The following is a 19,463-nucleotide window of genomic DNA, read 5'->3' on the forward strand; positions in this document are numbered from 1 at the left end:
CGGCCGGACACATGGGGGGGACGAGGACATGACGGAGACTGACGGCGGGAACCCGGAGCGGGAGCCGGGGCAGCCGGAGCGGAACGCGACATCGGCCGGGGCCCACGACGGCACGCGCCGCCGGTCGGACACCGCCCTTCGGCTATGGCTGCCCATCGGCGTCGCCCTGGGTCTCAGCCTCGGGCAGGTCGGCGGCAACCTGGGCACGGGCCTCGCTCTCGGTATCGGATGCGGCGTGGCGGTCGGCGCCGGCATCGACGCCAAGAAGCGTCGGGAGGCGGCGGTCCCGAACGCCTGACCGGCCTGCCGTCGACCTCAGTCGAGGTACCCGCGCAGCTGGTCCGCGTAGGCGTGGTCCCGGAGCCTGTTGAGCGTCTTGGACTCGATCTGTCGGATCCGCTCGCGGGTCACCCCGAAGATGCGGCCTATCTCCTCCAGCGTCCGGGGGCGGCCGTCGACCAGGCCGTAGCGGAGCTGGACGACCTTGCGCTCGCGTTCGCCGAGGGTGGAGAGCACCGCCTCCAGGTGCTGGCGCAGCAGCAGGAACGCGGCCGACTCCACGGGGCTGGTGGCGTCACCGTCCTCGATCAGGTCACCGAGGGCCACGTCGTCCTCCTCGCCCACGGGGGCGTGCAGGGAGACCGGCTCCTGGGCGAGGCGCAGTACCTCGCCGACCCGCTCGGGGGCCAGGTCCAGATGGGCGGCGACCTCTCGCGGGGTCGGCTCGTAGCCGCGCTCCTGGAGCATGCGGCGCTGGACGCGCACCACCCGATTGATCAGTTCCACGACGTGGACGGGGACCCGGATGGTGCGCGCCTGGTCGGCCAGGGCCCGGGACATGGCCTGGCGGATCCACCAGGTGGCGTAGGTGGAGAACTTGTAGCCGCGGGCGTAGTCGAACTTCTCGACGGCCCGGATCAGCCCGAGGTTCCCCTCCTGGACCAGGTCCAGCATGGTCAGGCCGCGTCCGACGTACCGCTTGGCCACCGAGACCACGAGCCGCAGGTTCGCCTCGATCAAGCGGCGTTTGGCGACGCGGCCCATGACGACGAGCCGGTCGAGGTCCAGGGCGAGCCGGCTGTCCAGGTCGGGGGTGAGCCGCAGCTTCTCCTCGGCGAACAGCCCGGCCTCCACGCGCCGGGCCAGGTCGACCTCCTCCGCGGCGCTGAGCAGCGGGATCCGGCCGATCTCCCGCAGGTACTGGCGGAACAGGTCGGAGGAGGGACCCCCGCTCTCCGTGCGGGTGGGCGGCGGCGGTTCGGCGGGTTCGGGACCCTCGGGGCCTTCGGGCTCCCCGGGAGCCCCGGCGGGCTCCGGGGCGTCGGCGGGCCGGCCGTCCGACCGGTTCTCGGGGTGGTGCACGGCACGGTGCTGCGGCGGCATCGCGACGAGGACGCCGCTCTCCGCGTCCGGCTCCGCGCCGTCGGTACCGGTGTCGGTCTGGGTGAGGGTCTGGGTCTGCACGGGGGCGACCTCCAGGATGGACGCGGCCGACGGGGACCGACGGCGGTACTTCGGGAACGGAGTCGGCTCGCTCGCCGCTGTCCGCCCGTACGCGTGGAACGGAACCGCGGGGGTCGGGGACCCGGCCGCGCTCCGAGGACTCAGGCACCGCCCCCAGTGTGGAGTACGACACATCACCGCCACGAGGGGCGTGCGGTGACTTTTTGCGTCCGGGCCGTTACCCGCGGACGCTCAGAGCGCGGCGGCGCCGTGTTCGCGCAGGGTCTGGTCGTACTGCTGGAGGACCCAGAGTTCGTTCTGCACGGCGGCCAGTTCGGCGGGGTCGCCGTGGCCGGTGAGGCGGGCCAGGCGGCCCGTGATGTCGCGGATGCGGCGCTCGACGGCGCGGCGGCGGACGGTGACGAGCTGGGCGCCCGCGTAGACCTCGTCGACGTCCTTGACACCCCGGTGCAGCATGATCGCCTCGACGGCGAGTTCGGTGACCATGGCGCGGACGGTGTCGTCGGGGGCGGCGTCGCGGACGCGGACCAGGTAGTCCTGCGGGTCCTGGACGCCGAACTCGGCGCCGCCCGCCTCCAGGATGGCCTGGCGCACGGCGGCGTAGGGCGCGGCGGTGAACTCGTCGACGCCGTACGCGTCGAAGGCCGGGGAGACCAGCTCGGGGCGCTGGAGGGCGAGCTTGAGCAGTTCGCGTTCGGTGGCGAAGACGGGGTTGCGGAGGTTGAGGGCCGGGCCGCCGCCGCGGGAGCCCGGGGCGTCCGGGGCCGCGTGCTGCCGTGCTCCGCCGCGCTGCTGCCGGTCCGGGGCGGGGCCCTTGCCGCCGCGGTCGCGGGCCCAGCGGGCCAGCTGGGCGATCCGCTTGACCACGAACTGGGTGTCGAGGATGCCGAGCATCCCGGCGAGCTGCACGGCGACCTCGTGCTGGGCGCCGCTGTTCTTGATGCGGGCGACGACCGGGGCGGCCTCGTCCAGGGCGGCGGCGCGGCCGGCCGGGGTGTCCAGGTCGTAGCGGCTCACGATCTGGCGGAGCGCGAACTCGAAGAGCGGGGTGCGCGGCTCCACCAGGTCGGCGACCGCCTCGTCGCCCTTGGCCAGGCGCAGGTCGCAGGGGTCCATGCCGTCGGGGGCGATGGCGATGTAGGTCTCGGCGGCGAATTTCTGGTCGTCCTCGAAGGCGCGCAGGGCCGCCTTCTGGCCGGCCGCGTCGCCGTCGAAGGTGAAGATCACGCGGGCCGAGCCGTTGTCCATCAGCAGGCGGCGCAGGATCTTGATGTGGTCGCCGCCGAAGGCGGTGCCGCAGGTCGCGATCGCGGTCGTCACACCCGCGAGGTGGCAGGCCATGACGTCGGTGTAGCCCTCGACGACGACCGCGCGGGACGCCTTCGCGATGTCCTTCTTCGCCAGGTCGATGCCGTAGAGGACCTGGGACTTGCGATAGATCGGGGTCTCGGGGGTGTTCAGGTACTTCGGGCCGTTGTCCGCCTCGTAGAGCTTGCGGGCGCCGAAGCCGACGACGTCGCCGCCGACGTCGCGGATGGGCCACATCAGCCGGCCGCGGAAGCGGTCGATGGGGCCGCGGCGGCCCTCCTGGGCGAGGCCGGAGAGCAGCAGCTCCTTGTCGCTGAAGCCCTTGCCGCGCAGGTAGCGGGTGAGGTGGTCCCAGCCCTGGGGGCTGTAGCCGACGGAGAAGTGCTGGGCGGCGGCCTGGTCGAAGCCGCGGTCGGCGAGGAAGGCGCGGCCGGTGTCCGCCTCGGGGCTGGTCGCCAGCTGCTCCGCGTACCAGTCGGCGGCGATCTTGTGGGCCTCGACCAGGCGGATGCGCTCGCCGCGCTGGTGGGTCGGGTTGTACCCGCCCTCCTCGTAGCGCAGGGTGATGCCGGCCTGGCCGGCCAGGCGCTCGACCGCCTCCGAGAAGGTGAGGTGGTCGATCTTCATCACGAACGTGATGGTGTCGCCGCCCTCCTGGCACCCGAAGCAGTGGAAGAGACCCTTGCTCGGGCTGACCTGGAAGGACGGGGACTTCTCGTCGTGGAACGGGCACAGTCCCTTCAGGTTGCCGCCGCCCGCGTTCCGCAGCTGGAGGTACTCCGAGACGACGGCGTCGATCGGGACCGCGTCCCGTACCGCCTTCACGTCCTCGTCGTTGATCCGTCCCGCCACGTGGCGATTCTACGGGGCGGCGCCGACACTCCTCCGCCGCGGTGATCGGCCCCCGGCCGGGGGTCCGGGTCTTGCCCCCGGGAATCGCGGCACGGCGGAGGTACGACGGCTATGCGACCAGGCTTTCGAGCGAAACGTGCGGGTCGGCCAGCGCCTCCGTGTTCACCTGGGCCTTCGAGCGGATCAGCTGCTGGATCGGCTCCGTGACGTCCCACACGTTCACGTTCATCCCGGCCAGCACCCGGCCCTCCTTCACCCAGAAGGCGATGAACTCGCGCTTGGCCGCGTCGCCGCGGATCACCACCTGGTCGTACGACCCCGGCGGGGCCCAGCCCGAGTACTCCATGCCCAGGTCGTACTGGTCGGTGAAGAAGTACGGCACGCGGTCGTGGGCGAGGCCCTTGCCGAGCATCGCGCGGGCCGCGGCGGGGCCGCCGTTCAGGGCGTTGGCCCAGTGCTCGACGCGCAGGCGGGTGTCGAAGAGGGCGTGGTGGAAGGAGGCGACGTCGCCGGCCGCGTAGACGTCGGGGTCGGAGGTGCGCAGGTTCGCGTCGACGACGATGCCGCCGCCGGCGGCGCGGTCGGCGATCTCCAGTCCGGCCGCCTGGGCGAGCGCGGTGCGCGGGGCGACGCCGATCGCGGCGAGCACGTCGTGCGCGGGGTGCTCCTCGCCGTCGTCGGTGCGGGCGGCCAGCACCATGCCGTCCTGGCCGATGATCTCGGTCAGCCGCACGCCGAAGCGGAAGCGGACGCCGTGCGCCTCGTGCAGCTCGGCGAAGACGGAGCCCAGTTCGGGGCCGAGGACGCCGTGCAGCGGGGTCGGGGCGGGTTCGACGACGGTGACCTCCGCCCCGTACTCGCGGGCCGCCGCCGCGACCTCCAGGCCGATCCAGCCGGCGCCGGCGATCACGAGGTGGCCGTTGTCCCGGCCGAGGGAGGCGAGGACGCCCTTGAGGCGCTCGGCGTGGGCGAGGCGGCGCAGGTGGTGGACGCCCGCGAGGCCGGTGCCGGGGACGTCGAGGCGGCGGGGCTCGGCGCCGGTCGCGATGAGCAGCTTGTCGTACCTGACGTGGGTGCCGTCGTCGCCGTAGTGGACGGTCCTGGCGGCGCGGTCGATCTCGACGACGGTCTGGCCGAGGTGCAGCTCGATGTCGTGCTGCGCGTACCAGGCGGGCTCGTGGACGAAGACGCTGTCGCGTGCCTCCTTGCCGAGGAGGTAGCCCTTGGACAGCGGCGGGCGCTCGTAGGGGTGGTCGCGCTCGTCGCAGATGAGGATCACCCGGCCGCTGAACCCCTCCGTGCGGAGCGTCTCGGCCGCCTTCGCTCCGGCCAGGCCGCCTCCGACGATGACGAATGTCTGATCCGCGTCGACCACTTGTCTGCCTCCTCGTCAGGGTGCCGCCACGTGCGAGCGTCCCGCAAGCGGCGTGGCGCGGGAAGAGGGAGTGACCCGATCAGGCCACTAAGGACGCTGTTCCGGCGCCTTCCGGTTCTGCTCGGGTCACTCCTGTCCCGTCAGTCTCATGGATGCCCCGTCAAGCGGGCGTGAAGCGAGCGGGCCGAGGCGTCGGTGAGGGAGGCGATCTGGTCGACGATCACCCGTTTGCGGGCACGGTCGTCGGCGGCCGCGTCGAACAGGGCGCGGAACTGCGGGTCGAGCCCGTCCGGGGCGCGGGCGGTGAGCGCCTCGGCCAGTTCGGCGACGACGACGCGCTGGTCGGCGCGGAGCCGCTCCTGCTCGGTGCGCTGCATGACGTAGCGGACGGCGACCGCCTTGAGGACGGCGCACTCCATGCGGGTCTCGCGGGGCACGACCAGTTCGGCCGTGTACCGGGTGAGCCGGCCGCCCGCGTACGCCCCCCGGGTGGCGGCCTCGGCGGCGAGGCAGAAGCGGCCGATGAGCTGGCTGGTCGCGTCCTTGAGGCGGGCCTGGGCGGTCGCCGAGCCGTCGTAGCCGTGCGGCCACCAGTCCTGGGCGAGGAGGCGGTCGAGGGCGGCGGCCAGTTCGGCGTGGTCGGTGCCGGCGGGGACGTAGCGGCCGACGGCGACCCGGAAGACGGCCTCGCGCTCGGGGTCGGCGAGCAGGCAGTTCGGGTCGATGTGGCCGGCGTGCAGGCCGTCCTCGACGTCGTGCACGGAGTACGCCACGTCGTCCGCCCAGTCCATGACCTGGGCCTCGAAGCAGGTGCGGGCGCCGGGGGCGTCCTCGCGCAGCCAGGCGAAGACGGGCCGGTCGTCGTCGTAGACGCCGAACTTGGGTGACGCCGGGTCGGTGGGGTGGGCGCCCCGGGGCCAGGGGTACTTGGTGGCGGCGTCGAGGGTGGCGCGGGTGAGGTTGAGGCCGACGGGGCCGTCCTCGGTGAACCGTTTGGGCTCGATGCGGGTGAGGAGCCGCAGCGACTGGGCGTTGCCCTCGAAGCCGCCGCAGTCCTCGGCGAACTCGTTCAGTGCCTGTTCGCCGTTGTGGCCGAAGGGCGGGTGGCCCAGGTCGTGGGCGAGACAGGCGGCCTCGACCAGGTCGGGGTCGCAGCCGAGGGCGGCGCCGAGTTCGCGGCCCACCTGGGCGCATTCGAGGGAGTGCGTGAGGCGGGTGCGGGGGCTGGCGTCCCAGACGGGGCTGCCCTCCCCCGGCGCGACGACCTGCGTCTTGCCGGCGAGGCGGCGCAGGGCGGCGGAGTGCAGGATGCGGGCGCGGTCGCGCTGGAAGGCGGTGCGGCCGGGGCGTTTGTCGGGTTCGGGGGCGTAGCGGGCCACTGACGTGGGGTCGTACGGGAGTGGGGGTGCGGTGCCTTCCATGCCCTGAACATTAAGCGGAAGGTGTGACAGTTGGGTCGCCTATGCGTGTGCCGGGTGGGGTCCGCTCGCGTGTGCGGCGTGCGTCGTGGCCGATCGCGCCGTTCCCCACGCCCCTCGTCGCGCCGTTCCCCGCGTCCCTTCAGGTGCGTCGCCCTCACCTTCTGCGCCAAGTGCCTGGTCGTAGCGGTGGAGCAGGAGGTGGGCGATCGCCGGGTGGGTGCCGAGCGGGGCCGAGGCGATCCACGGGGCCGCTGTCGCGCATTCCGTCGCGAAGCGGCCCGGGGCCGTGAAGCAGGCGGCGACGGCCACCCGGCGGTGGCCCCGGGCGGTCAGCGCGCGCACGGCCTCCGGGACCGTCGGGGTCGCCGCCGAGGCGTACGCCGGGAGGACCGGGACTCCGAGGCGGGCGGAAAGGGCGGCCGCGGTGCGGGCGGTGTCGGTCCGGGACTCCGGGGCCCTGGAGCCCGCGGCGGCGAGGACGACGGCGTGCTCCGGGCCCGCGTGGGCGGGCCAGTCGGCCTCCAGGAGGCGGTCGTGCAGGGCGTCGACGAGGAGGGGGTGCGGGCCGAGGGGCGCGGCCACGCGGGTGCGGGCCGGGGAGGCCGCGGCCGCCTCGGGGACGTCCCGCTTGACGTGGTGGCCCCGGCTGAGGAGGAGCGGGACGAGCACCGCCTCCCTGTCGCCGAGGGCGGCCAGCGTGTCGGGCAGGAGCGGGGCGTTCAGCTCGATGTGGCCGAGGTGCACCGGAAGGTCGGGGCGCAGGGCGCGGACCCGGTCGAGCAGGGCGCGGACGGTCCGCGAGGCGCGCGGGTCGCGGCTGCCGTGGGCGACGACGACCAGGGCGGGGGTGCCGCCGGGGGTCGCCGTGCTCGTCGTCCTGCCCATCAGTGTCGTCGCCGTCATGCGTCGAGGGTGGCGGCCGGACGTTGCCTCCCCGTTGCGCGGGTGTCACGGAAATTTTCCGTCGGTTCACACGGCGCCGGGCACCCCGTGTGAGCGGCCGGTGAACCGGACCGCGCGCCCGGGCGTCCCTGGGGTCAGGGGACGACCGGGACACGACCGGGAGGGGACCGACACGATGCGCCGCTGGAGACCTCGAAGACCGCGCCTTCCGCGCACCCGGAAGGGCCGGCGGCGGCTGGTACAGGCGGTGATGGCCGGGTGCGTGCCGGCGCTGCTGCCGATGGCGTGGCTGTACGTCGTCACGGGCGACCGGCTGCACACCACCGCCGACGTGCCCCGCACCGAGGTCGCGGTCGTGTTCGGCGCGGGACTGTGGGACGGGGAGCCGTCTCCGTATCTCGCGCACCGCCTGGACGCGGCGGCCGAGCTGTACCGCGCGGGGCGGGTCGAGGTGCTGCTCGTCACCGGGGACAACAGCCGCGAGGAGTACGACGAGCCGGACGCCATGCGCGCCTACCTGGTCCGGCACGGGGTGCCCGACTGGCGGATCGTCAGCGACTACGCGGGCTTCGACACCTGGGACTCCTGCGTCCGCGCGAAGAAGATCTTCGGGGTCGACCGGGCGGTGCTGATCAGCCAGGGCTTCCACATCCGGCGGGCGGTGGCGCTGTGCCAGGAGGCCGGGGTGGCGTCGTACGGCGTCGGGGTCGACGACCGGCACGACCTCACCTGGTACTACGGGGGCGCGCGGGAGATCCTCGCGGCGGGCAAGGCGGCGCTGGACGCGGTCTTCGAGCCGGACCCGCGCTTCCTGGGGCCGAGGGAGCCGGGGGTGGAGCGGGCCCTGGCCCGTGCGCGCTGAACCGGTGACGCGGCCCTCACGGCGGCCGGGGAGCGCCGGGGAGGTCACCGTCCCGGCGGTGTAACAAACGGCGGCCCGGACGTGTAACACGCGCGTCGCACGCTGGTGGCATGCAGAACACCGCCACGCCCACGCACTGCCCGTACTGCGCCCTGCAGTGCGGGATGAACCTGACGCCCGTGGAGGGCGGGACCGTCGAGGTCTCCGAACGCACGGACTTCCCCGTCAACCGGGGCGCGCTGTGCGGCAAGGGGCGGACGGCGCCGGCGGTGCTCTCGTCCGGGGTCCGCCTGACGTCGCCGCTGGTGCGGTCGGGCGAGGGGGTGCTCGTGCCGGCGAGCTGGGAGGAGGCGCTGGGGCGAATCGCCGCGAACCTCTCCGGTACGCGTGCCGAGCACGGCGCGGACGCGCTCGGGGTGTTCGGCGGGGGCGGGCTGACCAACGAGAAGGCGTACGCGCTGGGGAAGTTCGCGCGGGTGGTGCTGGGGACCTCGCAGATCGACTACAACGGGCGGTTCTGCATGTCGTCGGCGGCGGCGGCCGGCACGAAGGCGTTCGGGCTCGACCGGGGGCTGCCGTTCCCGCTGGAGGACATCCCGAGGACGGGCTGCGTGATCCTCGTCGGGTCGAACCCGGCGGAGACGATGCCGCCGTCCCTGCGGTACTTCACCGAGCTGCGCGAGAACGGCGGCACGCTGATCGTCGTCGACCCGCGGCGCACCAGGACCGCGGAACAGGCCGACCTGCATCTCGCGCCCCGGCCCGGCACGGACCTCGCGCTCGCGCTGGGGATGCTGCACCTGGTCGTCGCCGAGGGGCGGGTGGACGCGGAGTACGTCGAGGAGCGCACCTCGGGCTGGGAGGACGCGCGGGCGGCGGCGATGGCGCACTGGCCGGAGTACGTGGAGCGGATCACGGGAGTCTCCGTTCCCGAACTGCGGGAGGCGGTGCGGCTGTTCTGCGCGCCGGACGCGGCGATGGTGCTGACCGCGCGGGGGCCCGAGCAGCAGGCCAAGGGGACGGACACGGTGGGCGCGTGGATCAACCTGTGCCTGGCGACCGGGCGGGCCGGCCGGCCCCTGTCCGGGTACGGCTGCCTGACAGGGCAGGGCAACGGGCAGGGCGGGCGCGAGCACGGGCAGAAGGCCGACCAGTTGCCGGGTTACCGGAAGCTGACCGACCCGGCGGCGCGGCGGCACGTGGCCCGGGTGTGGGGTGTCGACCCCGACTCGTTGCCGGGTCCGGGGCGCAGTGCGTACGAGCTGCTGGACGCGCTGGGAACGGACATCAGGTCGCTGCTGGTGATGGGGTCCAACCCGGTGGTGTCGGCGCCGCGGGCCGCGCACGTCGAGGGGCGGCTGCGGTCGCTGGACTTCCTGGCCGTGTGCGACGTGGTGCTCTCCGAGACGGCGGCGCTGGCGGACGTGGTGCTGCCGGTGACGCAGTGGGCGGAGGAGACGGGGACGACGACCAGCCTGGAGGGGCGGGTGCTGCTGCGGCGGCGCGCGATCACGCCGCCCGACGGGATCCGCAGCGACCTGGAGGTGCTGCACGAACTGGCCGGCCGGCTCGGGGTGGAGAAGGGCTTCCCGACCGAGCCGGAGGAGGTGTTCGAGGAACTGCGCCGGGCGAGCGCGGGCGGGCCCGCCGACTACTCCGGGATCGACTACCGGCGGCTCGCGGAGGAGAACGGGGTGTTCTGGCCGTGCCCGGCGCCCGAGGAGACCGACTGCGGCGGGGCCGACCGGCATCCGGGCACCCCCCGCCTCTTCCTCGACCGTTTCGCCACCGACGACGGCCGGGCCAGGTTCGCCCCCGTCTCGCACCGGCCGAGCGCCGAGGAGCCGGACGACGCGTACCCGGTGCTGCTGACCACCGGGCGGGTCGTGGCGCAGTACCAGTCCGGCGCGCAGACCCGGCGGGTGGACGAGCTGAACGCCGCCGCGCCCGGCCCCTTCGTGGAACTGCACCCGCGGCTGGCGGCGCGGCTCGGGGCGGCCGAGGGCGATCCGGTGGCCGTCGTCTCCCGGCGCGGCCGGGCCGTGGCTCCGGCCCGCATCACCACCGCCATCCGCCCCGACACGGTCTTCATGCCCTTCCACTGGCCGGGCGAGGGCCGCGCCAACACGCTGACCAACCCGGCGCTGGACCCGACCTCGCGGATGCCGGAGTTCAAGGTGTGCGCGGTGCGGGTGGAGCCGGTGACGCCTTAGGGCCGCCCGCCGGGCTCACCGGCTCGCGATCCGCCACTCCCCGCCCGCGATCGGCGTCGCCCGGGCACGCAGCCGGGCGGCGACGGCCGGGGCGGCGACGTAGACCCAGGCGCGGACGAGCGTGCCGTCGGCGGTCCGTACGACGTTCCTCGCGACCCGGTCGTAGAGGTTGCGCGGGTCCCCCGGCGTGTACTCCTCCAGCCGGTCGAGGGTGGCGAGCAGGTCGGCGTACGCCTCGGGCCGGGCGGTGACGAGGTCGCCGGTCACCACTCCGTCGGGGCCCTCGACGGCGTAGGGGTAGCCGGGGCCGGGGTACAGGGTGGCGCCGGTGAGGTGGGCCGGTTCCCCGGAGCGGGTGCGGCCGCTGAGGAAGCGGGTGTGGTTGGGGGCGCCGGGGCGGAGCGTGCCGTAGACGAAGAACGGCAGTCTCTCGGCATCCGCCGAGGCGTTCGGGGCGGCATCCACGAAGGTCATTCTCTCCCCTCACGATCTCCACGCCAGCGCTATGGACATGACACGTCCGGGGCCATTGAATCCGAGTCAGCACTCCCCACACCCCCACCCCCACGCACCCCCACGTCCCCACAGGCCCCCGTGCGCCCCACGCGCTCGTGGGCCCCTCCCCGAGGAGATCGATGAGCCGAATACGGCACGTCCGTGGTCCCCGCCTCACCACGGCCGGCATCGCGGCCACCCTGCTGGTCGCCGCCCTCTCCCCCACCGCCGACGCCGCGGACCGCCCCACCCCCTCCGCCGCCGTCGACAACGCGGCGGCGGTCCTCACGGACCGTGCCTCCGTCCTGGGCCTGTCCCCGGCCCAGGACACGGAGGTCCGTGACGTCATCGTCGACGCGGACGGCACCCAGCACGTCCGCTACGACCGCACCTACCGTGGACTGCCCGTGCTGGGCGGCGACTTCGTCGTCCACCTCACCCCCGACGGCGAGTACCGGGGAGCCGACCGCGCGACGAGGGCGGCCGTCTCCCTGCCCACCGTCACCCCGAAGCTGCCGGCCCCCAGGGCCGCCGACCTCGCCGCGAACGCACTGCGCGCCGCCAACCCGGGCGAGTTGCTGAAGCGGCTCACCGCCGAGCCCGAGCTGGTCGTCGACGCCCTGCACGGCGCCCCGAAGCTGGCCTGGCGGACGAACGCGGTCGCGCTGGACTCCCTCGGCAACCCGGTCGCGCGCACGGTGCTGACCGACGCGGGCACGGGCGCCCGGATCGACGCCTGGGACGCCCTCGAGTCGGCGGCCGAGGGCGACGGCAAGTCGCTGTACGGCGGGACGGTGCCGCTGTCGACCACGCAGTCCGGGTCGTCGTACCAGCTGAAGGACCCGACGCGCGGCGACACCTACACCGGTGACGCCGGGAACCGTACCGACCTGTGCTTCCTCGGGGTCTGCCTGGTCCGGGCCCCCTCCACGGTGTTCACCGACGCCGACAACCACTGGGGCTCGGGGACGGCGGACGACCGCGCCTCGGCCGCCGTGGACGCGCAGTACGGCACGGACGTCACCTGGGACTACTACGAGGACGTCCACGGCCGCAGCGGCATCGCCGGCGACGGCAAGGGCTCGTACAGCCGCGTGCACTACGGCACCCGGTACAACAACGCCTTCTGGGACGACGGCTGTTTCTGCATGACGTACGGCGACGGTGACGGGACGACCTTCGGTCCGCTGGTCTCGCTGGACGTCGCCGCGCACGAGATGACGCACGGGGTGACGTCGTCGACGGCGGCGCTGACGTACTCGGGCGAGTCCGGCGGCCTGAACGAGGCGACGTCCGACATCTTCGGTGCGCTGGTGGAGTGGCACGCGGACAACTCCACCGACCCCGGTGACTACCTGATCGGCGAGAAGGTCGTCCGATCCGGCTTCGGCCGCGACGCCCTGCGCCACATGGACAGGCCGAGCCGGGACGGCAGTTCGGCCGACTGCTGGAGCACCGCGGCGGGCGACCTCGACGTCCACTACTCCTCCGGGATCGCCAACCACTTCGCCTACCTGCTGGCCGAGGGCAGCGGCGCGAAGAACGTGGGCGGCGTGAGCTACGACTCCCCCACCTGCGACGGCTCCACCGTCTCCGGGATCGGCCGGGAGAAGCTGGGCGACATCTGGTACCGGGCGCTGACGGTCTACATGACCTCCTCCACCGACTACGCGGGCGCCCGCAAAGCCACCCTCGACGCGGCGAAGGACCTGTACGGCGCCGACAGCACCGAGTACGCAGCGGTGGGCGCGGCGTGGAGCGCGGTGAACGTGGACTGACCGAGCGTGGGCCGACGGCCCGCCCCGGCTTCCCGGCGAGGTTTGACGCCGGGAAGCCGGGGCGGGTCCGTTCGGAGGCACCGGTCACCCGTTCACACGCGCGTCCCGCGCACCGCGGCAACTTTTCCGAAGCGACCCGCCGCACGCCTGTGACCTGCCCGAATGGGGTCCCGCCGGCGGACGCCGGGGGTACCGGCGACACCCGTTCATCCCATTCCCGGCGCGCTCTCGGGGAGCGGGCCGCGCCCGGTGCCGATTTCCTCGGTAGGGCAGGGGCCACCCAAGAGCTCAAAGGAGCACCGATGCGACGTACCGCCCGCCTGCTGACCGGCACCGTGCTCGCCGTCGCGGCCGCCGGCCTCGCCTCCCCGGCGCCCGCGTATGCCGGGGACGCCCGAGCCACCGGTGGTCTGGAGGTGTCCCCGTCCTCGGTGGTGCCGGGCGAACGGGCCACGGTGCGCACGGCGGCGTGCGGCGAGGACGGCGCTGCGGCGGGGGACGCCAGCGCGGTCGGCGCGGGTGAGTTCCCGCTGGCGCCGGGCGCTCGGGAGGGCGAGACGACCGGCGGCTTCCAGGTGCCGCCGAGCGCGCAGCCGGGGACGTACGAGATCGTCGCGACCTGTGGCGGGAGCGGCAAGCGGGTGACGGGTGACCTGGTGGTCACGCTGACCGCGGCCCGTGAGCAGGTGTACCCCAGAGGAAGCGTGAAGACGGGGGTCGGCGGCGCTCTTGGCCCCGATCCCGTGCAGACCGCGGCCGGTGTGGCGGCTCTCGCCGTCGCCGCCGCGGGCGGTACCTGGCTCCTGCATCGCCGGGCGAGAGGCGACGGGATCTGACGGGCACCCTCCGCTGCCCGTCCGCCGGTACCGCACTTCCCCACCCCCTCCGGGTCCGATGCCCCTCGCGGCCCGGAGGGGGCAGGGGAACCCCCCGAGGGACCCGAGGGAGAGGGGCCGCGTCATGCGCAGGATCGGCGACTCCGCGATAGCGGCGGTCACCGCGGTCGCCCTCTGTTCCGGGGTGTGGCTGCTGCTCGACTCCGCCGGCACCGAGGCCCCGCCGCAGCCGTCGGCCGCCCAGGCCCGCACCGGCACCGGGCAGGCCGCGCAGGCGCCCGCCGCACCGGCGCTGCCGCCCTCCCCGCCCGACCGCGTCCGCATCCCGGCGATCGGCGTGGACGCCCCGATGACGGGCCTCGGGCTGACGCCGTCCGGCAGCCTCGAAGTGCCGCCCGCCGAGAAGGAGAACCTGGCCGGCTGGTACGAGGCCGGCACCACCCCCGGCGAGACGGGCACCGCGATCGTCGCCGGGCACGTCGACAACACCGAGGGCCCCGCCGTCTTCTACCGGCTCGGGGCGCTGGAGAAGGGCTCGGTGGTCGAGGTCGACCGGCGCGACGGCGGCGTCGCGGTGTTCACCGTGGACGCGGTCGAGGTGTACGCCGCCAAGGACTTCCCCGACGAGAAGGTGTACGGCGCGGCCGACCGGCCCGAGCTGCGCGTGATCACCTGCGGCGGCGACTACTCGCGCGGCACCGGCTACCAGGGGAACGTGGTCGTCTTCGCGCACCTGACCGGCAGCCGCTGAGACGCCGCTGAGGCCCGGGTTATGCGATCCACTGCTCGTACGCCAGGTTCGCCACCAGCGCGAACACCACCGTCAGCAGCACGATCCGCACGAAGCCGCTGCCCCGCTTCAGGGCCGTGCGGGCGCCGAGGGTGCCGCCCGCGAGGTTGAAGACGGCCATCAGGGCGGCCAGCTGCCACAGCACCGCGCCCTGCCAGGCGAACATCGCGAGGGCGCCGGCGTTGGTGCAGCAGTTGACGATCTTGGCGGTGGCGGAGGCCGTGACCAGGTCCAGGTGGAGGATGCCGGTGAGGGCCAGCACCAGGAAGGTGCCGGTGCCGGGGCCGATGAGACCGTCGTAGAAGCCGATGCCGAGGCCCGCGAGGCCGATCGCGGCGAGGACCCGGCGACGGGTGGCGGGGCCGGTGGCGGGGGCGGTGCCGAAGGCGGGGCGCAGGATCACGAAGGCCGCCACCGCCAGCAGCACCACCATGATCACCGGCTTGAGCACCTCGGTGCTCATCCCGGCCGCGAAGAAGGCGCCGCCGGACGATCCGGCGAGTGCCGCCAGCCCGATACGGACGGCCGTGCGGACGTCCACCGGCGCCTTGCGCGCGTACGTGACCGCCGCGCCCGTGGTGCCGACGATGGCGACCGCCTTGTTGGTGCCCAGCGCGTGCGCGGCCGGCGTACCGGCGGGCAGGCCGAGCAGCAGCGCGGGCAGCAGCAGGAGCCCGCCACCGCCGACCACGGCATCGATCCAGCCGGCCGCGAGCGCGGCGAGGCAGAGCAGGACGACCGTGGTCAGCGCTATGTCGGGCATGATCGCGACCTTATGGAGGGAGTGGATGTGCCGTCCATCGAGATGAGGGTCTTCTGAGGTTCCTGGGCGCCACCGCCCCTCCCAAAAGCCCTCACACCCGCTCCCCGCCCCCGCTGAGCGCAGCGTTCCCGGTGGGAAACAGTCGCGATGCCACCGGGTAACACCCGCACCGCACGCTCGGTGCCATGACCTCGAATACGCGTGTGGTGGTGATCGGCGCCGGCCTCGCGGGCGTCACGCTCGCCCGGCGGCTCGGTGAGCTAGGCACGCCCGCGCTGGTCGTCGGCGACGAGGAGCACCGCCCGTACAACCGGGTGCTGCTCGCCGAGGTGCTGGCCGGACGGTACGGCCCCGAGGTGGTCGCCCTGCCCGCGCCGGCCGGACTGCTGCGCGGCCGGGTCACCGGCATCGACCGGGCCGGGCGGACCGTCCGCTGCGCCGACGGCTCCGTGATCGCATACGACACGCTGGTCCTGGCCACCGGCTCCAACGCCGTACTGCCGCCGCTGCGCGGCCTGTTCACCCCGGACCGGGAGCTGCCGGAGGGCGTGCACGCGTTCCGGACGATGGACGACTGCCTGGCGCTGTCCAAGGCGCTGCGGCCGGGGGTGCGGGCGGTCGTCGTCGGGGGCGGGCTGCTCGGGGTGTCCGCCGCCCGCGCGCTGGCCGTGCGCGGCGCGCAGGTCGTCCTCGCCCAGCAGTCCGAGCGGCTCATGGAGTGCCGGCTCGACCCGGCCGCCTCCGCGCTCGTCCGGCGCCATCTGGAGGACCTCGGTGTCGAGGTGCACACCGAGTGCCGGGTGCGGGACGTGCGGAGCGTGGGCGGGGCGGTGCGGTCGGTGGAGATGGCCGACGGGTACGCCCTCGGCGCCGACCTCGTCGTCCTCGCCTGCGGGGTCCGCCCGCGCGTCGGCCTGGCGCGGGAGGCGGGCCTGAAGGTCCGCACGGGCGTGGTGGTCGACGACGAGCTGCGCACGGCCGACCCGCACATCCGCGCGATCGGCGACTGCGCCGAGCACGCGGGGCGGGTGTACGGACTGGCCGCCCCGGCTCTGGAACAGGCGGGCGCGCTCGCCGGACTGCTCGCCGGGGACGGCACCGCCGCCCGCTACACCGGCACCCGCTCGCTGACCCGGCTCACCCTCGCCGGTCCGGACCGCCCCTCCGGGCCCGGCAGCCCCTTCGACCTCGCCGCGTTCGGCGAGACCGACCCGCGCCCCGGCGACGACGTCGTGCAGCTCGCCGACGCCACGCGGGGCACCTACCGCAAGGTCGTCGTCCGTGACGACCGGCTGGTCGGCGGGGTCCTGGTCGGCGAACTCGGCACCGTCGGCGCGCTCGCGCGCGCCTGGGAGGGAGCGGAGCCGCTCCCGTCCGACGGCGGCCCCCTGCTCCACCTGCTCACCCACGACGGAGGCTCCTGATGACCACCGACCCGGGGCCCACCCCCACCATCGTCCTCGTCGGCCACGGCATGGTCGGCCAGCGTTTCCTGGAAGCCCTCGCCGAGCGCGGCCTGACCGCCACGCACCGCGTGGTGGTGCTGTGCGAGGAGCCGCGACCCGCCTACGACCGCGTCCAGCTCACCTCGTACTTCTCGGGGCGGACCCCCGAGGACCTGTCGATGACCGACCCGGCCTTCATCGCCGAGCACGGCATCGAACTGCGCGTCGGCGACCCGGCGGTGACCGTCGACCGGGACGCGCGCACGGTGACCGCCCGCTCCGGACTGGTCGTCGGCTACGACGTGCTCGTCCTGGCCACCGGCTCCTACCCGTTCGTCCCGCCGGTCCCCGGCAAGGACGCCGAGGGCTGCTTCGTCTACCGGACGATCGAGGACCTGCTCGCCATCGAGGCGTACGCGAAGACCGCGACCACCGGCGCCGTGGTCGGGGGCGGGCTGCTCGGGCTGGAGGCGGCCGGCGCGCTCAAGGGGCTCGGACTCACCTCGCACATCGTGGAGTTCGCACCCCGCCTGATGCCGGTCCAGGTCGACGAGGGCGGCGGCGCGGCGCTGCTGCGCACCATCGAGGACATGGGCCTGTCCGTCCACACGGGCGTCGGCACGCAGGAGATCGTGGTCGACGACGCATCGGGCGCCGTCACCGGCATGAAGCTGTCCGACGGCTCCGAACTCGCCACCGACCTGGTGGTGTTCAGCGCCGGTGTCCGCCCCCGGGACCAGCTGGCCCGCGACTGCGGTCTCGCGGTCGGCGAGCGCGGCGGCATCAGCGTCGACGAGCAGTGCCGCACGGTCACCGACGAGCGGGTGTTCGCGATCGGCGAGTGCGCGCTGGCCGCCGACGGCCGGGTGTACGGGCTGGTGGCGCCCGGGTACGAGCAGGCCGAGACGGCCGCCGCGACGATCGCCTCCGACGAGGCCTCCTTCACCGGCGCCGACCTGTCCACCAAGCTGAAGCTGCTCGGCGTGGACGTGGCCTCCTTCGGCGACGCGCACGGCACCGCCGAGAACTGCCTGGACGTCGTCTACTCGGACTCCCGTGCGGGCCTGTACAAGAAGCTGGTCATCGGCCGCGACGGCACGCTGCTCGGCGGCATCCTCGTCGGCGACGCCGAGGCGTACGGCACGCTGCGCGCCTTCACCGGCTCGGTACCGCCGGTCTCCCCCGAGTCCCTGGTGCTGCCCGCCGGATCCGGAGCGCCCGCCCAGCTCGGCCCGTCCGCCCTCCCCGACGACGCGGTGATCTGCTCCTGCCACAACGTCACCAAGGGCACGATCCGCGGCGCGGTGACGGAGCACTCCTGCACCACCGTGCCCGAGGTGAAGAAGTGCACCAAGGCCGGCACCGGCTGCGGCTCCTGCGTCAAGGTGCTCGGCCAGCTGGTCACCGCCGAGCTGGAGGCGAGCGGCGTCGAGGTCGACAAGGGCCTGTGCGGCTGCTTCGCGCAGACCCGCGAGGAGCTGTACGAGATCGTCCTCGCCCTGCGGATCACCTCCTACTGGGAACTGCTGGACCGGCACGGCCGCGAGGACGCCCGGGGCGGCGACGGCTGCGAGGTCTGCAAGCCGGCGGTCGGCTCGATCATCGCCTCCCTCGCCCCGAGCATCGGCGCCAGCGGCTACGTCCTGGACGGCGAGCAGGCGGCCCTCCAGGACACCAACGACCACTTTTTGGCCAACCTCCAGAAGAACGGCTCGTACTCCGTCGTCCCGCGCATCCCCGGCGGTGAGATCGCCCCGGAGAAGCTGATCGTCATCGGCGAGATCGCCCGGGACTTCGGGCTCTACACGAAGATCACCGGCGGTCAGCGCATCGACATGTTCGGCGCCCGCGTCGAGCAGCTGCCGGTGATCTGGGCCCGGCTGGTGGACGCCGGCTTCGAGTCCGGGCACGCGTACGGCAAGTCGCTGCGCACGGTGAAGTCCTGCGTCGGGCAGACCTGGTGCCGCTACGGCGTCCAGGACTCGGTGCGCATGGCGATCGACCTGGAGCTGCGCTACCGGGGGCTCAGGTCCCCGCACAAGCTCAAGTCGGCGGTCTCCGGGTGCGCCCGCGAGTGCGCCGAGGCCCAGTCGAAGGACTTCGGCGTGATCGCCACGTCCAACGGCTGGAACCTCTACGTCGGCGGCAACGGCGGCGCCACCCCGCGCCACGCGGACCTGCTCGCGCAGGACCTGTCCGACGCCGAACTGGTCCGCCTGATCGACCGGTTCCTGATGTTCTACATCCGCACCGCCGACAAGCTGGAGCGCACCTCCACCTGGCTGGAGCGCGTTCCGGGCGGCCTCGACCACGTACGGGACGTCGTCGTACACGACTCGCTCGGCATCTGCGACGAGCTGGAGTCCCTGATGCGGGCCCACGTCTCGCACTACCGCGACGAGTGGGCCGAGACCATCAACGACCCGGAGAAGCTGGCCCGGTTCGTGTCCTTCGTGAACGCGCCCGACACCCCCGACCCGGTCGTGGGCTTCGTGCCCGAGCGCGACCAGATCAAGCCCGACCTGCCGCTGCTGGACATCGGCCTGCGGCGCCCCTCGCGAGACGACCTTCTGGAAGGAAGCACCCGGCGATGACCCTGGCACCCGAGACGACCGACCTCAAGGTCCTGCTGCGGCTGACGGACGACTGGTTCACCGCCTGCGACCTCGGCGCGCTGCTCCCGGGCCGGGGCGTGGCGGCCCTGCTGCCGGACGGCGGCCAGGTGGCCCTGTTCCGCGACCGGGGAGGCGAGCTGTACGCCATCGACAACCGGGACCCGTTCACCGGCGCGGCGGTCCTCTCCCGCGGCCTGACCGGCACCCACCGGGGCCGCCCTTTCGTCGCCTCCCCGCTGCTCAAGCAGCGCTTCGACCTGGCGACCGGGGTGTGCCTGGACGACGAGGCGGTGCGGGTGGCGACGTACGAGGTGAAGGCGGCGTAGGCCGCGCCGGGCTGTCG

15 protein-coding genes and 1 pseudogene are annotated in these 19,463 nt (G+C 73.9%); 9 read left to right on the forward strand and 7 right to left on the reverse strand.

The window, feature by feature from the left end:
- Positions 1-28: 28 nt before the first annotated feature.
- Complete coding sequence (locus IE142_RS01640; protein ID WP_191884044.1) at positions 29-298, forward strand: hypothetical protein; 270 nt, start codon at positions 29-31, stop codon at positions 296-298.
- A gap of 17 nt (positions 299-315) precedes the next feature.
- Here the strand turns inward: IE142_RS01640 and IE142_RS01645 are convergent.
- The 5 genes and pseudogenes from IE142_RS01645 to IE142_RS01665 form a co-directional block, all read right to left on the reverse strand.
- Positions 316-1,550, reverse strand: a pseudogene (locus IE142_RS01645) (RNA polymerase sigma factor); the annotation flags it as partial.
- A gap of 145 nt (positions 1,551-1,695) precedes the next feature.
- Positions 1,696-3,624 (reverse strand): DNA primase, encoded by a 1,929-nt coding sequence (gene dnaG, locus IE142_RS01650; RefSeq protein ID WP_191884046.1) that lies wholly within the window; start codon positions 3,622-3,624, stop codon positions 1,696-1,698.
- 109 nt (positions 3,625-3,733) lie between these two features.
- Positions 3,734-4,999, reverse strand: coding sequence for an NAD(P)/FAD-dependent oxidoreductase (locus IE142_RS01655; protein WP_191884047.1), 1,266 nt, complete (start codon positions 4,997-4,999; stop codon positions 3,734-3,736).
- Between the two features lie 146 nt (positions 5,000-5,145).
- On the reverse strand, positions 5,146-6,420 hold the full coding sequence (locus tag IE142_RS01660; RefSeq protein ID WP_191884048.1) for a deoxyguanosinetriphosphate triphosphohydrolase: 1,275 nt from the start codon (positions 6,418-6,420) through the stop codon (positions 5,146-5,148).
- A gap of 39 nt (positions 6,421-6,459) precedes the next feature.
- Positions 6,460-7,323, reverse strand: coding sequence for a sirohydrochlorin chelatase (locus IE142_RS01665; RefSeq protein ID WP_370466233.1), 864 nt, complete (start codon positions 7,321-7,323; stop codon positions 6,460-6,462).
- Positions 7,324-7,498: 175 nt separating this feature from the next.
- Between IE142_RS01665 and IE142_RS01670 the strand changes: the two genes are divergently transcribed.
- Together IE142_RS01670 and IE142_RS01675 are read left to right on the forward strand one after the other, a co-directional pair.
- A complete protein-coding gene (locus tag IE142_RS01670) occupies positions 7,499-8,185 on the forward strand; it encodes a SanA/YdcF family protein (RefSeq protein WP_191884049.1) in 687 nt (228 codons plus the stop codon).
- Positions 8,186-8,295: 110 nt separating this feature from the next.
- Positions 8,296-10,398: a molybdopterin oxidoreductase family protein gene (locus tag IE142_RS01675; RefSeq protein ID WP_191884050.1), complete on the forward strand. Its 2,103-nt coding sequence runs from the start codon at positions 8,296-8,298 to the stop codon at positions 10,396-10,398.
- Positions 10,399-10,413: 15 nt separating this feature from the next.
- On the opposite strand, the gene IE142_RS01680 is transcribed toward IE142_RS01675, so the two are convergent.
- On the reverse strand, positions 10,414-10,872 hold the full coding sequence (locus IE142_RS01680; RefSeq protein WP_191884051.1) for a gamma-glutamylcyclotransferase family protein: 459 nt from the start codon (positions 10,870-10,872) through the stop codon (positions 10,414-10,416).
- Positions 10,873-11,033: 161 nt separating this feature from the next.
- On the opposite strand from IE142_RS01680, the gene IE142_RS01685 reads away from it, so the two are divergent.
- The 3 genes from IE142_RS01685 (at position 11,034) to IE142_RS01695 (ending at position 14,258) form a co-directional block, all read left to right on the forward strand.
- Positions 11,034-12,671, forward strand: coding sequence for a M4 family metallopeptidase (locus tag IE142_RS01685; RefSeq protein ID WP_191884052.1), 1,638 nt, complete (start codon positions 11,034-11,036; stop codon positions 12,669-12,671).
- Between the two features lie 302 nt (positions 12,672-12,973).
- The gene (locus IE142_RS01690; protein WP_191884053.1) at positions 12,974-13,507 is read left to right on the forward strand and encodes a GVDTG sorting domain-containing protein; all 534 of its coding nucleotides are present in this window, start codon (positions 12,974-12,976) and stop codon (positions 13,505-13,507) included.
- A 124-nt stretch (positions 13,508-13,631) separates the two neighbouring features.
- A complete protein-coding gene (locus tag IE142_RS01695) occupies positions 13,632-14,258 on the forward strand; it encodes a class F sortase (RefSeq protein ID WP_191884054.1) in 627 nt (208 codons plus the stop codon).
- A gap of 19 nt (positions 14,259-14,277) precedes the next feature.
- Here the strand turns inward: IE142_RS01695 and IE142_RS01700 are convergent, their stop codons facing one another.
- Complete coding sequence (locus IE142_RS01700; RefSeq protein WP_191884055.1) at positions 14,278-15,060, reverse strand: sulfite exporter TauE/SafE family protein; 783 nt, start codon at positions 15,058-15,060, stop codon at positions 14,278-14,280.
- Between the two features lie 185 nt (positions 15,061-15,245).
- On the opposite strand from IE142_RS01700, the gene IE142_RS01705 reads away from it, so the two are divergent.
- Genes IE142_RS01705 through nirD form a run of 3 tightly spaced genes read left to right on the forward strand, consistent with a single transcriptional unit; the run spans position 15,246 to position 19,446 of the window.
- On the forward strand, positions 15,246-16,484 hold the full coding sequence (locus IE142_RS01705; RefSeq protein ID WP_191884056.1) for an NAD(P)/FAD-dependent oxidoreductase: 1,239 nt from the start codon (positions 15,246-15,248) through the stop codon (positions 16,482-16,484).
- Positions 16,484-19,099, forward strand: coding sequence for a nitrite reductase large subunit NirB (gene nirB / locus IE142_RS01710; RefSeq protein ID WP_191884057.1), 2,616 nt, complete (start codon positions 16,484-16,486; stop codon positions 19,097-19,099). The genes IE142_RS01705 and nirB overlap by 1 nt, the downstream gene beginning before the upstream one ends.
- On the forward strand, positions 19,096-19,446 hold the full coding sequence (nirD, locus tag IE142_RS01715) for a nitrite reductase small subunit NirD (RefSeq protein WP_043373180.1): 351 nt from the start codon (positions 19,096-19,098) through the stop codon (positions 19,444-19,446). The genes nirB and nirD overlap by 4 nt, the downstream gene beginning before the upstream one ends.
- Positions 19,447-19,463: the final 17 nt, after the last annotated feature.

The sequence above is a fragment of the Streptomyces mutabilis genome, assembly GCF_014649815.1.
Taxonomy (GTDB): domain Bacteria; phylum Actinomycetota; class Actinomycetes; order Streptomycetales; family Streptomycetaceae; genus Streptomyces; species Streptomyces mutabilis.

Coding starts and splice junctions, on each gene's coding strand:
- IE142_RS01640 (WP_191884044.1), top strand. CDS start 29: ATGACGGAGACTGACGGCGGGAACCCGGAGCGGGAGCCGGGGCAGCCG.
- IE142_RS01660 (WP_191884048.1), bottom strand. CDS start 6,420: ATGGAAGGCACCGCACCCCCACTCCCGTACGACCCCACGTCAGTGGCC.
- IE142_RS01665 (WP_370466233.1), bottom strand. CDS start 7,323: ATGACGGCGACGACACTGATGGGCAGGACGACGAGCACGGCGACCCCC.
- IE142_RS01670 (WP_191884049.1), top strand. CDS start 7,499: ATGCGCCGCTGGAGACCTCGAAGACCGCGCCTTCCGCGCACCCGGAAG.
- IE142_RS01675 (WP_191884050.1), top strand. CDS start 8,296: ATGCAGAACACCGCCACGCCCACGCACTGCCCGTACTGCGCCCTGCAG.
- IE142_RS01680 (WP_191884051.1), bottom strand. CDS start 10,872: ATGACCTTCGTGGATGCCGCCCCGAACGCCTCGGCGGATGCCGAGAGA.
- IE142_RS01685 (WP_191884052.1), top strand. CDS start 11,034: ATGAGCCGAATACGGCACGTCCGTGGTCCCCGCCTCACCACGGCCGGC.
- IE142_RS01690 (WP_191884053.1), top strand. CDS start 12,974: ATGCGACGTACCGCCCGCCTGCTGACCGGCACCGTGCTCGCCGTCGCG.
- IE142_RS01695 (WP_191884054.1), top strand. CDS start 13,632: ATGCGCAGGATCGGCGACTCCGCGATAGCGGCGGTCACCGCGGTCGCC.
- IE142_RS01700 (WP_191884055.1), bottom strand. CDS start 15,060: ATGCCCGACATAGCGCTGACCACGGTCGTCCTGCTCTGCCTCGCCGCG.
- IE142_RS01705 (WP_191884056.1), top strand. CDS start 15,246: ATGACCTCGAATACGCGTGTGGTGGTGATCGGCGCCGGCCTCGCGGGC.
- nirB (WP_191884057.1), top strand. CDS start 16,484: ATGACCACCGACCCGGGGCCCACCCCCACCATCGTCCTCGTCGGCCAC.
- nirD (WP_043373180.1), top strand. CDS start 19,096: ATGACCCTGGCACCCGAGACGACCGACCTCAAGGTCCTGCTGCGGCTG.